The sequence below is a fragment of the Pseudoduganella lutea genome (genome assembly GCF_004209755.1).
GTDB lineage: Bacteria > Pseudomonadota > Gammaproteobacteria > Burkholderiales > Burkholderiaceae_D > Rugamonas > Rugamonas lutea.
Map to the genome: position 1 here is coordinate 6,063,360 of NZ_CP035913.1, position 14,538 is coordinate 6,077,897.

Sequence of the window (14,538 nt, forward strand, 5' to 3'; positions counted from 1 at the left end):
GTGGCATCGCATCGGGTGGCATCGCATGGGGTGGCATCGGCGCGCTCAGGATTGTAGCGCCTGCGGGCGCACCAGCACGGCGCTGCGATGGCGGGCGTCTTCATTGCTCACGCAAAGCACGGGCGCCTGGCGCTCGAGCGCCTGCTGGTGGGCCAGCGCCAGCGCGGCCACGAACGACACGGCGCCCGCATGGCCGCAGGCGGTGCCGGTGGCCAGCACGTCGGTGCCCGTGTCGAGATGGGCGAGATGGTCGTTCGCCAAGTCCATCAATTCCATCATGCGGCTGGTGCGGTGGCCGGTATCGGCCGCCAGCATCGCCACGGCGGCAGGGGCTATGGCGGCCTGCGTGCAAGCTTCGCCGGCCAGCCGGCGCAGCAGCGCGGCATCGGCCTTGCGCGCCACGTCCGCCGAATCGTCGCGCTGGGCGGCGACCGCGTGCAGCTGCGTTGCCTCGCCGCCAAGCAGGGCAGCCTGCGTGACGTCGGCCAGCAGCAGGCCGGCCGCGCCTTCGCCCGGGATCAGTCCTTGCTGGCGAGTGGCCAGGAACAGGCGCCCATCGGCGGCCAGCGCGTTCACGCTGCTTTCACCGATCTGGGAATCGCCGGCCAGCAACATGGCCAGGGCCGGCGTGCCGGCCGCATGCGCCGTCAACTGGACCAGCCAGTTCGACACCGCCGCGCCGTTGGCCACCTGCGCCGCGACGGTAATGCTGATCCGGTCGGCTGGCCAGCCGCTTGCCTCGACGACGTGGCGAATCCACGCCGCGGCGGCATTGCGCTGCGCCTCGCTCCAGGCCGCGCTCAGTGCCAGCAGTACCTGGAGAGGCGGCAGCGCGGGCAGTGACGCCGTTCCTGCCGTGCCTTCGTCGGGCAACGCATGCGGGTGGCCGGCGGCATGCTGCGCCAGCTCGGCCGCCACCTGCGTGGCCATACCGAGCGTGCGCCACTGTTCGTCGGCGAGCAGGGGATCGAGCATGCCCTGCGCGTCGAACCATTGCGCGATCTCGTCGCGCTCATCGGGGGAGATCGGGTCGTCCGCGCGCGCGCTCATGACCGGGTAGCCTTCATCGTCCAGCAATTCGGGATCGAGGTCGCCGCGTGCCTGCTGGCCGGCGATCGCTTCGGCGAGTTCCGCCGGCGCAGCGCCATGCGGCGTGCGCAGGGCAACCGCGAGCACGGCCAGCGAGGGCCCGGCCACGGCGGGCGCCGGTGTTGCGGCTTGCGCCGGTGCGGCCGGGGGCGCCGCCTCGGCGCGCGCAGCAAGCAGGCGCCGTCCCGCCACGACCGCGGCCACCAGTGCCAGCGGCACCGCCACCAGGAAGGCAAACAGTTCGCCGTTCGATGGCGACTTGCCGCTGGCCTGCCACCACGCAATGGCGCCGCCCCAGCAGGCGACGAACGCCACCAGCGCCGCCAGGCCGCCCTTGATCCACGCCCCCATGGTCAGAGCTGGTCGATGGTGTTTTGCTGGCCCGCGATCAGCGTCGCGCCACAGCCGTTCTTGTCGCCATGGCGCGCCACCGGCTTGCCGTCCACGATGCAGGTCTGGTCACCGCTGACGATTGGCGTCGTGCCGTGGCCGGAGATCGGACAAGTCGTCTTGTCGCCCATGCGTGCAATGCCGATGCCGCCGCTGTCGCTCATGGCCGACGCCTCGATGACGGTGCCGCCATGCGAAGTCTTGTCGCCCAGCCTGATCACAGGTCCTGCCATGTTTCGTTCTCCCGCTTCCTTGTCTGCTTCATTGTCTCGCGCGGCATTCAGCGCCGCTTCATCACGCCGGGCATGCGCAGTTCCGTATGCCCCAAATCCTGCATTTTCCAGCGCCCGCCCCAGGTCAACCCCATCGATTCGGCCACCTCGCCATACAGCTGGTAGCCGCGCATCGCCCACGGATCCTTTTCCGAGATGACGATGCGGCCGTTGCGCACGAAGGCGCAGTCGGCCGCCAGCCCGTACTGGTGCCAGCTCTGGAACGCGGCCGCATTGGTCACGCCCGGGCCCATTGCCGCCAGCATGTCCTGGCGCTGCGGGCTGCGGTAGCCTTCCAGGATCGCCATGTCATAGCCATGACGTTCCTTCATGATCCGGAACACATGCAGGAGGCGCTGCTGGTAGACCACGTTGAGCAGTGCCCAGTCGCGGCTGGCCGACACGATCATCGGCCGCTCCTGCTGCACTTCCGCGCTGGCGAACGCCAAGGGCGGCAGCGGCGGCGGCGGCACGAGCTGCTCGCCCTCGAGCAGCGCCGCCACCTGCGTGTTGACGCTACGCGGCGATTCCTCGTAGTCGCTCAGCTGCGCATGGCCGGCGCTCATCCACGCCACCAGCGGCGGCACCGCCAGCAGCAGCGCGCCGCCCAGGCACAGCAGGTAATGCCGCCGCATGAAATCGCCGACCTCGCGCAGCGACGCGCCGGACGATCGCCCGATCGCATCCAGGCGCCGGCTTTCGCGCTGCGCCGCCGCGCGCCAACCGCGCTGCAGGCGATTTCCCGTGCCGGCCAGCGCCCGCAGCACCAGGGTGCGGCCCGATGGAAACAGCACCAGCCAGCTGATGAGGCAGGCCAGCAGGAAGTACAGTGCGACGGCGAGAAACAACACGTTGGGTTCGTCCTTGGACCAGTGATTGTCGCTGGCGCGGAAAATTCATTGCTCGAGAGTATAACTTACCTTATTGATAAGGGCATGCAGAGTTTTGCGTTTGTCGTATTGTTTTTGCGCACTTTTCGATACAAATTTTGCCCCGGACTTTTTATAATCGCGTAAAGTTATAGTTAAAATAATACGGGAGTGCATTTTGCAGGAAAGTGATGAACAGCGCCGCACCGGCCGGCCGAGCCTTCTTTCGGAAGGGCCGCCGCCAGGCGACGACCAGGGCATCCTGAACAAGCTGGACGGTCGCGCGGGCCCCGCAACTGGTGCGCGTGCGCCGCGCAAGGCGGGTCGCAGGACTGGCGTCATCGCCGGTCTCGTTGCCGTCGCCGCGCTGGGCGGCAGCGCCCTGGTGTGGTCCGGCATGGAGGATAGTGGCGCTGCCACGCACGTGGCTGCGGTACCGGTAACGGCATCCGCGCCGGCATTGGCGGCTGCACCGGCGCCCGCACCTGCCGTCGCGCCGGAGGTGCCCGAGCCAGCCCCGGCGCAGGAGGTCAGCGCCGCAACGATCCTCGACAATGTTCCCGACGCGGCGGCCCCCATTGCCGCGGCAGCCGCGGTAGCCGGCACGGCGGCACTCGTTGCGGACAGCAAGAGCGCGCCCAAGCCGCCGGTCGCGGCCGGGGAAAAGGATGAACTGGCGGCATTCCTCGACAAGGCCGATGCGGACAAGGCAAGGCATGCCCCGCAAAAAGCGGCGGTGAAGAAAAAGGCCGACGCCACGAAGGTGGCGCGCAAGGACAAGGCACCCGCCCGCGACAAAAAAACCGCGGTCGCGGCGGCGTCGAAGAAAAAGCCGGCCGCCAAGCCCGAGCCGAAGGTGGACAGCGACGTTGCCTTGCTGGCCGCGCTGCTGGCGCATTCGAAGGCGTCCCCGGGCCCCTCCAGCAAGACCGCGACGGAATACAAGCGTTGCGGCACGCGCGGCAGCGCGGCCGACGCCGACAAATGCCGCGAGCGCGTGTGCGAAGGCAGCAGCAAGGCCAAGGCCGAATGCAAAACGTTGAAAGTGGCCGAGGCGGCGGGTTAAGCATGGTATTGGTCGATGAAGTGCGGGCCGCGCTGGCCCTGTTTACCAGCGCCACCCGGCTGTATGCGCTGGAAGTGAATGATGACGCCCTGGACCTGGGCGCGGGCGGCCTGCTGGTCGAAGCGTTCGTGGCCGATGACCTGATACAGGGAGTCGGCGCGCGCGATGTGATCGCCGTTTCCACCAGTGCCCATATCGCCTTGCCGTCGTTGCTGGGCCAGCCGGCCAGCCTGCGGGTCAGCCTGGCCGACGGCACGCGCACCAGCTTTGCCGGCGAGATCAGCGCATTCGCGCAGCTGGGCAGCGAAGGCGGCCTGGCGCGCTACCGCGTGCGCATCTCCCACTGGATCTGGCGCCTGGCGCATGCCCGCAACAGCCGCGTGTGGCAAGACATGGGCGTGACCGACATCGTCGATGCCGTCTTCGATGCGCATGCGCCGGCCGCCCGCTGGCGCTGGAGCGACGAGGTCATGCCGTTCCTGAACGACGTGCCGCCACGCAGCTACTGCTGCCAGTACCGCGAAACCGACCTGGCCTTCGTCGAACGCCTGCTGGCCGAAGAGGGCCTGTCCTGGCGCTTCGAGCACGATGACGACGGTCCGCTGATGGTGCTGTTCGCGGACAGCACCAGCACGAGTGGTGTACCGGACGACCCGTCCAGCGCCGGCCTCGGTGTGCGCTTCCACGGCGCCCACGCGCGCGAGCAGAGCGACACCGTGCAGGCGCTGGCGTCGATGCGCAGTGTGCTGGCCTCCAGCAGCACGGTGCTCAGCTACGACTACAAGGCCAAGAAGGCGGTGGCGGCAAGTTCTCCATCGCACCAGTCGAATGGTTCGAAGCTGCCGCCCTTGGAATCGTTCGACGTGCCGGGCCAGTACGCCTATGCCGATGGCGACCAGGCGCAGCGTTACGCCAACCTGCAGATGGAATCGCGCGAGGCACGCAGCCAGCTGTGGCGCGGCCGCTCCACGGTGCGCACGCTGCGCGCCGGCACGCGGCTCACCGTCACCGGCGCGCCCTTGCAGCGGCTGGGCAAAGCGGCCGGCTACACGATCCTGCGCGTGGTCAGCGTGGGCGTGAACAACCTGCCGTCCCGCGCGGGCGAAGCGCTGGCCGAGCTGTTCGGGCCGATCCCCGAGTTGCTGCATGAGGTATCTCACGATGCGGCGCGCGACCTGCCGCCCGACTTCGACCTGGCCATCGAGCAGGCGCGCAAGGGCGGTTACGCCAACTACTTCGACGCGGTGGCCAGCGATGTCCCCTGGCGCCCCGTCCTCGTGGGTAGCGACGGTCGCGCGCATCCCAAGCCGACGGCACACGGCGCGCAAACGGCGATCGTCGTCGGGCCGGAAGGCGCCGACACGCCATCCGGCGCCGATGAACTGTATTGCGACGCGCTGGGCCGCGTGCGCATCCGCTACCACTGGCAGGACAGCGGTGACGCCACGTGCTGGGTGCGCGTGGCGCAGCGGCTTGCCGGCGGCGGCATCGGCAGCCAGTTTTTACCTCGTATCGGCCAGGAAGTGGTCGTGCAGTTCATCGAGAACGATATCGACCGGCCGATCGTCGTGGGCGCGGTCTATAACGGCCAGGGTGAAGGCGGCATTGCGCCGACACCGGGTGGCGAGCCGCCTTCGTCGGGCGATGGCGCTGCGCTGTTCCAGCCGGCGCACGATCACGGCATTTCCGCGCAGGGCAACCTGGCTGGCGGCAATGCGCCTGTGTGGCACGGCGCTTCCGCCGGCCTGGCCGGGCATCGCAACGCCGCCGCGCAATGGGGCGTGCGCACCAAGGAGTTTGGCGGGTTTGGTTATAACCAGCTGTTGTTCGACGACACCGATGCGCAGGGGCGTGTGCAGTTGCGCACCACGTCCGCGGCGACCGAGCTCAATCTGGGGCATTTGATTCACGCTGCGGACAACTACCGCGGCTCGCTGCGCGGGCAGGGCGCCGAATTGCGTACCGACGCGTATGGCGCCGTGCGGGGTGGCGCCGGGTTGCTGGTGTCCAGCTATAAGGTGGCGCATGGTGCCTCCTCGCGCGATCCGGCTGGCGAAAACGCGGCGGGGATTGCGCTGTTGAAGCAGGCGGTCAAGCTGGGCGAGACGTTCAGCAAGGCGGCTGTGACGCACGAGACGGTGGGGCTGGCTTCTCACCTGGGCGCTGCGAAGGCTTCTTCCAGCGTGGTCGATGACAAGGCCGCGCCGCTGGCCGCGATGCTGGCAGCGGTATCGGGGATGGTTGCGTCGGAGAGTTTCGATGACGCCCGGGCCGATGCTTCAGCCAGGAATACCAGTCCGCAGGATGGCAAGGTGCCGCATGCGAACGATGCCGTCGTGGCTGTTTCCGCCAGGGCGGGATTGAGCGTGACCGCCGGGCAGGCCGTGCAGCTGTCGAATGGCGAGACTGTCAGTTTGATGAGCGGGCAGGATAGCCAGTTCGTGACCGGTGGGCAGGTGCGCTTGCATAGCGGGCAGGCCATCGGCGTGTTGGCTGGTGCCGTCAAGGCAGGCGAGGGTGGGGTCGGATTGCAGATGATCGCCGCCAAGGATGCGATCGAGCTGCAGGCACAGGCCGATATGTTGAAAGTGCAGGCAAGGGATGAAGTGAATATTGTCAGTGCCAATGCGCATGTGGATTGGGCTGCAGCGAAGAGTATCAGCCTGTCGACGGCGGATGGGGCGAATATTACGATCGAAGGTGGGAATATTACGGTGCAGTGCCCAGGGAAGATTACGATTCATGCGGGGAAGAAGAGCTTTAACGCAGCCGCCAGCACAGATTACACCATGCCGGTTCTGCCCAATGAGAAAAATACCTGGACGGAACTGCATGCGGAGTATGACGATGCGTGGGCCACGCCGTGGCCGCTGGAGGACCTGCAATTCGCTGTGGCAGGCACCGTGATCAGCAAGGCTGCTACGGTCAACCCGTTGAAGTGAGATATGGAAAAGAGATCCGAGGAAGACCTGCGCCTGGCGGCGCCTAAAAGCGGCTCAGTCATTGTGACCGCAAAGCCGACTGTGACCGAGCGAGAAATCGTCCAGGAGCGTGGCAACATCGTACAAACCCTGCATGCGGCCTATCTGACGCTGAACGACGCAATGGCCGAGTTCCAGCAACGCTGGGATGCGAATCCCGCGATGTCGATTGCCGAGGGTGTGGTCGAAGGCGCTGCCGACGGCGGCTCGACCTGGCTCAGTGACCAGGCCGAGATGTTCGAGAAACAGTATTGGCAGCAGTTGGGCAAACAGATCGAGGAATTCTCCGGCGGTTGCATTGATCGCCTGGCGATCTACAGCCGCCAGCAGTACAACGACCTGGCGCGCGACGTCAATCGGCTGGTGGCTGACCCTGACAAGACTATCTACAACTGGGCATGGTGGCAGCAGTCGATCGAAGGCGCAGTGACTGGCACCATGCAGGAACAGGCAGCCAGGCTGCAAGCGCTGGAAGCCGAAGCGAGGCGCACCGCACGCATGGTGGCGGGCAGCGCGGAAAAGGCGCGCAAGCTGTACCAGCATCGTGCCGCGATCATGAACTTGCCCGTGCTGATTGCCGAGGGCGATCCAAAGCCGATCCAGGCGTTCGTGGAGAACGAGCTGATGGATATCGATCCCGAACTGGCGAAGGCAATCCGGGGTGATCAGCGCTTTGCTATCGTGCTGGAAATCCTGGCTGATAACGAAACCACGCTGTCATACATCGCCTATGCGGGGCTGATGATCGAAGCAATTCCACCCAATTTCATCGCGTATATCGGCGGCAAAGGCGCCGTGTACCTGATCATCGAATTGGTGTTGCTGGTCGCCACTGCCTTGCTGAGCGCGGGAGCTGCTGCGGCAGCACGTATTGCCTCGCTGCTGGCGCGGCTAGCGATGACGGGCGCTAAGTTGTCAGGCGCGAGCCGCAAATTCCAGCGCGCCAAGGTTGCTATCGCGGCCTTCGTCCGGGCGGTGGAGGATCTGCAGAGTGCTGTCGAACAGATTCATCAGTTAGGTCCCAAGTTAATCAGTGCCAGATCCAGGGGCCTGGTTGTGAGAGGGAATACTGAAACTACATTGTTGGCGAAAAAGCAGAGCATTCGGCGCGATAAACGCTGTCGAATCTGCGGCAGTACGAATCACCCGACTCCACGTAATCGGCGGGGTACTGTCATCTACCAATGACTGATGCAGAGACGGCCGCGATCTCGACTTACTCGTCGCTTTGCGCAAAATCCGAAGTATTGCTACGGATAATGCGGATTGCTACATATTCGCGGGTTTTACCCGTAGGCCGGCGTTAGTCCCCGACTGCGGATGGCGACGTTAAAAGTATAAACATTGCGCGCGACGGGTTTATACCTAGCCAAAAAATAACGATTTTTACATACTCTATAAAAGCAAAAAATATTGCACGCACACGATAATGTCAAGTCAGCCAAATCTACCTCGCAATGGAACGATAAATAAAAGAAGCAGTAATTATCTTCAAGCTTTGAAGCGCGTAACAATGAGTCCTGCTCATCCGCGAAATCAACAACTTAAAATGCAGGCTCATCATCTGATTTCAGAGAAGGGGGCACGTCTCAGTAATCTTGGTGACCGCATGGCGGATTTTGGTTACAATATCAATGCAATTAAGAATTTAGTCTTTATCCCTAGCACCCTGCAAGGAGCCTGTCTTCTCCAAGTTCAGCCACATCGAGGTGATCACACGGCGGTAGATCCTGTCGATAATGATGAGGAAAAACCCGCAGCTTATCATGTGATGGTTGCTATGAAGATTCAAAGGGATATGCCAGGCATCGAGAGAAAATGCGGAATACCGGGAACTGATGTTAAAGAATTAATCTGTAAAGCAATGGATGATCTTAGCGAGGAAATTGCTGATCTGATACAGAATGATCCGCGCGAAGCCAAACTTAGTGAGGTTTGGGCGAATTATGATCCTGAGAGTAAGGCGGGTTGTCGTGGTGTCGATTCGATTTCGGTTAAAAAGAAGGATTTGCTTGACGAATGTCCTGTTCACCGCAATCACACAAAAAATCAGGGTGAAGGCCAGCAGAAAGAGAATATCCATTATGTCCTTCGCACTCCGTATATTTTGAAGCCTGGTTCATAACATGACGAATTATAACGAAGACTATTATTTTTTGCGATATGATGAGGAAAATAAGCGTGCACCGTTTTTAACGCCTGATACCAATACTGTCGAGCGTCGTTATCAATATATTAGGCCGCTGATGGGTTCGGCGCCGCTTGTCTTCACAAATGGGTTTAGTAACGATTTCAAAGCTGCGCGTATTGTAGATGAAATTGCCGATGTGATGTTTGACGGGGCCACGTTTATTGCGAGCAACAGGATCCGGCAGAGGCTCTTGGAGCTTGATTTGCCAAATGTCTGGATGCACCCTTCAATTTACATTGATGATAAAGGGTGCTGGCACGAGGACTATTGGTACGTAGGCTTCGATGGGTTTATTGATTGCTGGGATCGCACTACCTCCAAGTATAATCCGACTCCGCGCGGATCAGGTCCGGAGCCGAGATTTAGCGTACGGCGATATTCGCTCGACCCGAATATACTTGAGAAAATTCCGTTGCGCGAGCGATTGTTATTCCGAATGGGGGGCGACACTAATGGTTTCGTAGTATGCCACGTTGACTTGCTCAAGCTTTTCCGGAACGGGCCCATGGTGCGGCCCATTACTGGTTGACTCATTCTTGCATCGAACTGCAAGGGCAGCAAGGTTCAAGGTGCGAGGCTTTAAGCAGCTCACAGGTCACTATAACTACGCAAAATATTGGGCTTTCAAAGGTTGGTTGGTAGAAGTGAGAGATTTCGATGGCAGATGGGAAATTAGAGTGTAAAAAGGTTCCCGCGTATCGATAATCCCGCGAAGCTTCTAGAGGAACATTATTCCATTGATGCTGGCTGTTAGTATATTGCGAGGTTTAAGAAGCAAACGGTGGCTGCAATGGATAAGGGTGATATTCGTAGCGTGACTTTCGCTATTAACGGTGGGCACTCGGCCCTGGACGAAAGAATGATTTACCGAGCGAATTAAAAAGATAGTTCTATGAAAATGGCGCGTGTCTTGATTGTTTTATGGCTGGGCGTAGTTTGTTCGATCTAACAAGCATTTGATGCCGTGGCTTCGCCAGTGAAATATTCTATCAACAGCCAAAAGCTCTCCGGTCAAAAGGGCATTGCGGGAACCGTGTCCATAAAAACTATTACGATTGAAAGTGTGCGTGGTCCTCACACGCTGGCATAGATAAAGCAGCACCCGACTTCGCTCGAAGGAAAAGAACATATTGCGCGAGATGAAGCGATGCAATATCGCCGCAGCGGGTCATTCTTGGCGTTTTGGTTTGATTTTGTGAAAATTGTAAGCTCTGCGAAATATATTAGTTTAATATTTGAAAAATCTACAGTTTGTGCCGGATCCCCGAGTATTGAGAAGGTTATTTTTATTTCCCTGGATCAGACGGTACTTTTGTGCTACGATATAAAATAGGCATACCTCAGCTCTCCGAGGGGTGCGGCGTAACGGAATCTATAATGATAAGAATTTTTTTTTCTCGTTGCCGCCTTTTTGGGTGGTGCCGCTGCACATGCTGAAATCCAGGTCGAAACGGAATGCTACTCCCGCGTCTCGCCTGGGAAGGATGGTAGGCTCATAAGAATGATATTTCAACGTTATGTGGATGCAGACTTAAAAAAAGAAGTAGGTTCATTCGTACAATACAACGATACGAAAGAAATTATTCCTCTAGTTTTTCGCAAACACGTTCCTACTGATAGGGATTCGCCTGAACTAGGGAATTTTGAAGACTTTAGGACTGAAATCGTAGATACAAAGGTGACCGGCGAGTATGCGTTTGGCCAAACAGGTGCCGGTATTAGACAAGGGAGATATGTTCGTTACACGAGCGCAAAGACCGGAAAGTCAGTCTCCTTCCAATATTTGGGGAATAACGACGGCTCGTGCAAAGTCAATCGCTGAAAAATAATCGTGATCTAGTGCAGGGCATTGGCGCATGCGATGTGATCGCCATTTTCACCAGTGCCCATATCGCCTTGCCATCGCTGCTGGGCCAGCCAGCCCTGTAGGTCAGCTTGGCAACGGCACGCGCACCAACTTTGCCGGCGAGATCAGCGCATTCGCGCAGCTGGGCAGCGAAGGCGGCGTGGCGCGCTACCGCTTGCGCATCTCCCACTGGATCTGGCGCCTGGCGCATGCCCGCAACAGCCGCGTGTGGCAAGACATGGGTGTGACCGACATCGTCGATGCCGTCTTCGATGCGCATGCCCCGGCCGCGCGCTGGCGCTGGAGCGACGAGGTCATGCCGTTCCTGAACGACATACCGCCACGTAGCTACTGCTGCCAGTACCGTGAAACCGACCTGGCGTTCGTCGAGCGCCTGCTGGCCGAAGAGGGGCTGTCCTGGCGCTTCGAGCACGATGACGACGGCCCGCTGATGGTGCTGTTCGCGGACAGCACCAGCACGAGTGGTGTACCGGACGACCCGTCCAGCGTCGGCCTCGGTGTGCGCTTCCACGGCGCCCACGCGCGCGAGCAGAGCGACACCGTGCAGGCGCTGGCGTCGATGCGCAGTGTGCTGGCCTCCAGCAGCACGGTGCTCAGCTACGACTACAAGGCCAAGAAGGCGGTGGCGGCCAGTTCGCCATCGCACCTGTCGAACGGTTCGAAGCTGCCGCCGCTCGAATCGTTCGACGTGCCGGGCCAGTACGCCTATGCCGATGGCGACCAGGCGCAGCGTTACGCTGACCTGCAGATGGAAGCGCGCGAGGCACGCAGCCAGCTATGGCGCGGCCGCTCCACGGTGCGCACGCTGCGCCCCGGCACGCGGCTCACCGTCACCGGCGCGCCCTTGCAGCGGCTGGGCGAAGCGGCCGGCTACACGATCCTGCGCGTGGTCAGCGTGGGCGTAAACAACTTGCCGTCCCGCGCGGGCGAAGCGCTGGCCGAGCTGTTCGGGCCGATCCCCGAGTTGCTGCATGAGGTATCTCACGATGCGGTGCGCGACCTGCCGCCCGACTTCGACCGGGCCATCGAGCAGGCCATGGTGTTCGCCTACAGCCTGTGCGCCGCTGTACTGGAGGCGATACCTCTCCAGCAATGGCTGCTGTTTCAGCTCGGTGGCACCGTGGAGTCGCACGTGATGTGCCACCGGTCGCTGGTACCGATATTTCGGGGAACCTCAAAGGGCGGGGCAGTGCTGAAAGGCGTCCGGGAGAGGGCGTAATTCTGCGAGGAAATTGATGAGCGACTACGATAACGAATATTTTTTCATCCGCAGCGATGATGCAAACGAATGCCTTCCCTATCTGCGGCCGGACGGGCGGACAAACGGAATAACCTTTCGCAACAGGGCCTTGCCGCAGACCACGCAACCGCTGGTCTTCACAAACGCTCTCAAAGACGATTTTCAAAGGGCGGGGATAAAGGATGAGCCAGCCGACATCCTGTTCGAGAGCAGCAATTTTCTTGTGAGGAGCCATCTTCACGAGCGCCTGCTCGAATGTGGGGTCCCCGACATGCATAGCCATCCGGCGGTCTATATCGGTGATGACGGCCTCTCGCACGAGGATTACTGGTTCATCGGATTCACGCGTCGCCTGGATTGCTGGGATCGGATGCGGTCGACATTCGACACGCCACCCGCAACGATCGGGGCAAATGACTTCTACAGTGTCCGTCGCTATGCCCTGAATGCCAGCTTGTTCGACGTCATGCCGCTCCGCCAGCGAAGACTGTTCCAGATGGGCGCGACGCAAGATGCCATGGTGGTATGTCACAAGTCCTTGGCTGCGATCTTTCTTGGCAACGGGAATAGCGGCGCCATCTTGCAACCCGTCGGCGACTATTGAGCTCATGATCCAGCCCGGTTCGCCCTGAACGGCCTCATCAACCTTTTCGACCGTTATAGGAAAAACAAAGATGGCCGACCTGGAAAAAGCAATCGCACTTGCCGTGGCTGCCCATGCGGGGCAGAAGGACAAAGCCGGCAAGCCCTACATCCTGCACCCGCTTCGCGTCATGCACCGGTGCACGAACGAAACGGAGCAGATGGTCGCGGTCTTGCATGACGTGCTCGAAGATACCGACATAACAGGTGCCGACCTGCGCCGGCAAGGTATCCCGGACGAGGTCATACGCGCGGTGGAATGCCTCACGAAGCGGGAAGGGGAAGCCTATGAAGCGTTCATTTCCCGCGTCAGCACCGATCGCCTGGCCCGGCGCGTAAAAATCGCGGACCTGCTCGAGAATCTCGACGGTTCCAGGCTGGCGTCCTTTGGCGAGCACGATGCGGCGCGCATGGCGCGGTATGTCGCTGCGCTGGCGCGTTTGCGTGCGGAAGAAAACCTGTAACGGGCGTGCCAGCCGATCGCAGGGTAAAGTGACCGCCAGCCGGTTTTCAGCTGCCCGCGCGCAGGACGCGCGGTTCGACTTCGCCACCCCGTATAGCGTTGCGCCCGCCACGCTTGGCCGCGTAGAGCTGGGCATCGGCGGCGTCGATCAGCTTTCCGGCCGATACGGGCGGCTCCGTGTGCATGACTGGCACGGTGGCAATGCCGAAGCTGGCCGTCGCCGACACGGCCTTGCCGGACTCCACGCGGCTGATGGCGCACGCGAAGGCAAGGCGGATGCGTTCGGCCAGCGCATGGGCGCCAGCGAGGTCGGTTTCCGGCAGCACCAGCAGGAACTCCTCGCCGCCGTAGCGCACCACGCGGTCGACCGTCTCGCGCGTCATCGCCATCAGCATGCCGGCGAAGTCGGCCAGTATCAGGTCGCCCGCCGTGTGACCATGCGTATCGTTGATCCGCTTGAAATGGTCGATGTCGCACAGGATCACGGAGAGGGCGGTACCGTAGCGGCGGGCGCGGGCCAGTTCCGCATCGAGCAGGCCCTTGTGCAGCACGCGGCGGTTGTAGCAGCCGGTCAGCGGGTCGCGGTCGGCCTGCTGCCGCTCGAGCACGGCGGAACGGTACTGTTGCCGTTGCGCGAGGTTGAACCGGATCGCGGCGATATAGCCGAGCGCATTGGCGAGGATCAGCAGCAGCACGAGCGTCAGCAGGTCGTCGGCTTTCAGGAAGCCCTGCACGGCAAGCATCGTGCCGAACACCACGCTGGAACCGACCCCGATCGCCACCGAATACATGAAGCGGTTCGGGAAGTTGACGTAGACGGCCATCAGGATGAGGGCCTGCGACATCGTGTTCCACGGCAGCGCTTCCGGCTGGAACCAGGCCACCACCATGAAGACGCCCAATGCCGCGACGAGCAGCGCACAGGCGGCCGCGATGGAAACGCGGACCGATCCGGGGCGGCGGGTAATGGCGTAGTGACCACCCAGTGCCACGCCAGCCACCAACACGCGCAGGCCCACGAGGAACCATGCGACGTTCGTGTCGCCCAGCGTGGCCAGGTCGGTCACGCCAAACAGCACGTAGAACGCCGCGGCGAACAGCAGGCTGCCCTTCAACTGGGCATTGCGTTGCGGTAGCAGGTGATGGATGAAACGGTCCTCGACCGCCGGGTCGTCGAATTCGGCGCGCCGGCGGTCGATCGTGAGGCTGGGTGTGGACAGGTCGAGGGACGGCACGGGCATCTCCGGCAGCCAGCCGGCGCGGTGCGCCACTGGCTGGACTGGTTGTACATCAAAAGTCTTGTAACAAGCGTTTTGAAGTCCCAACAACACACGGAGCTTGGGTGGTCGGCGTAAAAAATCGTTCGGGGACTCTGCGCTGCCAGCACATCGGCAGCGGGCGATCCGTATTCTAACGCAGTCCTGGGTGAAAAATTGCCGCTAGGATATATTTATTGATGAGATTATCC

Annotated in this window: 12 protein-coding genes; 8 read left to right on the forward strand and 4 right to left on the reverse strand. The window is 61.5% G+C overall.

Annotated features, from left to right (window positions below; genetic code table 11):
* Positions 1-45: 45 nt before the first annotated feature.
* The 3 genes from EWM63_RS25640 to EWM63_RS25650 are packed head-to-tail and all read right to left on the reverse strand — an operon-like array spanning position 46 to position 2,602.
* Positions 46-1,440 (reverse strand): hypothetical protein, encoded by a 1,395-nt coding sequence (locus tag EWM63_RS25640; protein ID WP_130189059.1) that lies wholly within the window; start codon positions 1,438-1,440, stop codon positions 46-48.
* A gap of 2 nt (positions 1,441-1,442) precedes the next feature.
* Positions 1,443-1,712, reverse strand: coding sequence for a PAAR domain-containing protein (locus EWM63_RS25645; RefSeq protein WP_130189060.1), 270 nt, complete (start codon positions 1,710-1,712; stop codon positions 1,443-1,445).
* Positions 1,713-1,759: 47 nt separating this feature from the next.
* Complete coding sequence (locus EWM63_RS25650) at positions 1,760-2,602, reverse strand: M15 family metallopeptidase (RefSeq protein WP_130189061.1); 843 nt, start codon at positions 2,600-2,602, stop codon at positions 1,760-1,762.
* Between the two features lie 196 nt (positions 2,603-2,798).
* Between EWM63_RS25650 and EWM63_RS25655 the strand changes: the two genes are divergently transcribed.
* From EWM63_RS25655 to EWM63_RS25690, 8 genes are all read left to right on the forward strand, one after another.
* Positions 2,799-3,686: a hypothetical protein gene (locus tag EWM63_RS25655; protein WP_130189062.1), complete on the forward strand. Its 888-nt coding sequence runs from the start codon at positions 2,799-2,801 to the stop codon at positions 3,684-3,686.
* Positions 3,687-3,688: 2 nt separating this feature from the next.
* Entirely contained in the window at positions 3,689-6,628 is a 2,940-nt protein-coding gene (locus EWM63_RS25660) for a type VI secretion system Vgr family protein (RefSeq protein WP_130189063.1), read from the forward strand.
* A gap of 3 nt (positions 6,629-6,631) precedes the next feature.
* Entirely contained in the window at positions 6,632-7,855 is a 1,224-nt protein-coding gene (locus EWM63_RS25665) for a hypothetical protein (RefSeq protein ID WP_130189064.1), read from the forward strand.
* Between the two features lie 325 nt (positions 7,856-8,180).
* Positions 8,181-8,792, forward strand: coding sequence for an AHH domain-containing protein (locus EWM63_RS25670; RefSeq protein WP_165390924.1), 612 nt, complete (start codon positions 8,181-8,183; stop codon positions 8,790-8,792).
* Between the two features lies 1 nt (position 8,793).
* The gene (locus EWM63_RS25675) at positions 8,794-9,387 is read left to right on the forward strand and encodes a hypothetical protein (protein WP_130189066.1); all 594 of its coding nucleotides are present in this window, start codon (positions 8,794-8,796) and stop codon (positions 9,385-9,387) included.
* 1,327 nt (positions 9,388-10,714) lie between these two features.
* On the forward strand, positions 10,715-11,944 hold the full coding sequence (locus EWM63_RS25680; protein WP_229487505.1) for a type VI secretion system Vgr family protein: 1,230 nt from the start codon (positions 10,715-10,717) through the stop codon (positions 11,942-11,944).
* Between the two features lie 16 nt (positions 11,945-11,960).
* Positions 11,961-12,569 carry an imm11 family protein gene (locus EWM63_RS25685; RefSeq protein WP_130189067.1) on the forward strand — a complete coding sequence of 203 codons (609 nt, stop codon included), beginning with the start codon at positions 11,961-11,963 and terminating at the stop codon, positions 12,567-12,569.
* 70 nt (positions 12,570-12,639) lie between these two features.
* The gene (locus EWM63_RS25690) at positions 12,640-13,071 is read left to right on the forward strand and encodes an HD domain-containing protein (protein WP_130189068.1); all 432 of its coding nucleotides are present in this window, start codon (positions 12,640-12,642) and stop codon (positions 13,069-13,071) included.
* Between the two features lie 46 nt (positions 13,072-13,117).
* On the opposite strand, the gene EWM63_RS25695 is transcribed toward EWM63_RS25690, so the two are convergent.
* Positions 13,118-14,305, reverse strand: a complete 1,188-nt coding sequence (locus EWM63_RS25695; RefSeq protein WP_165390925.1) for a GGDEF domain-containing protein — start codon at positions 14,303-14,305, stop codon at positions 13,118-13,120.
* Between the last annotated feature and the right edge of the window lie 233 nt (positions 14,306-14,538).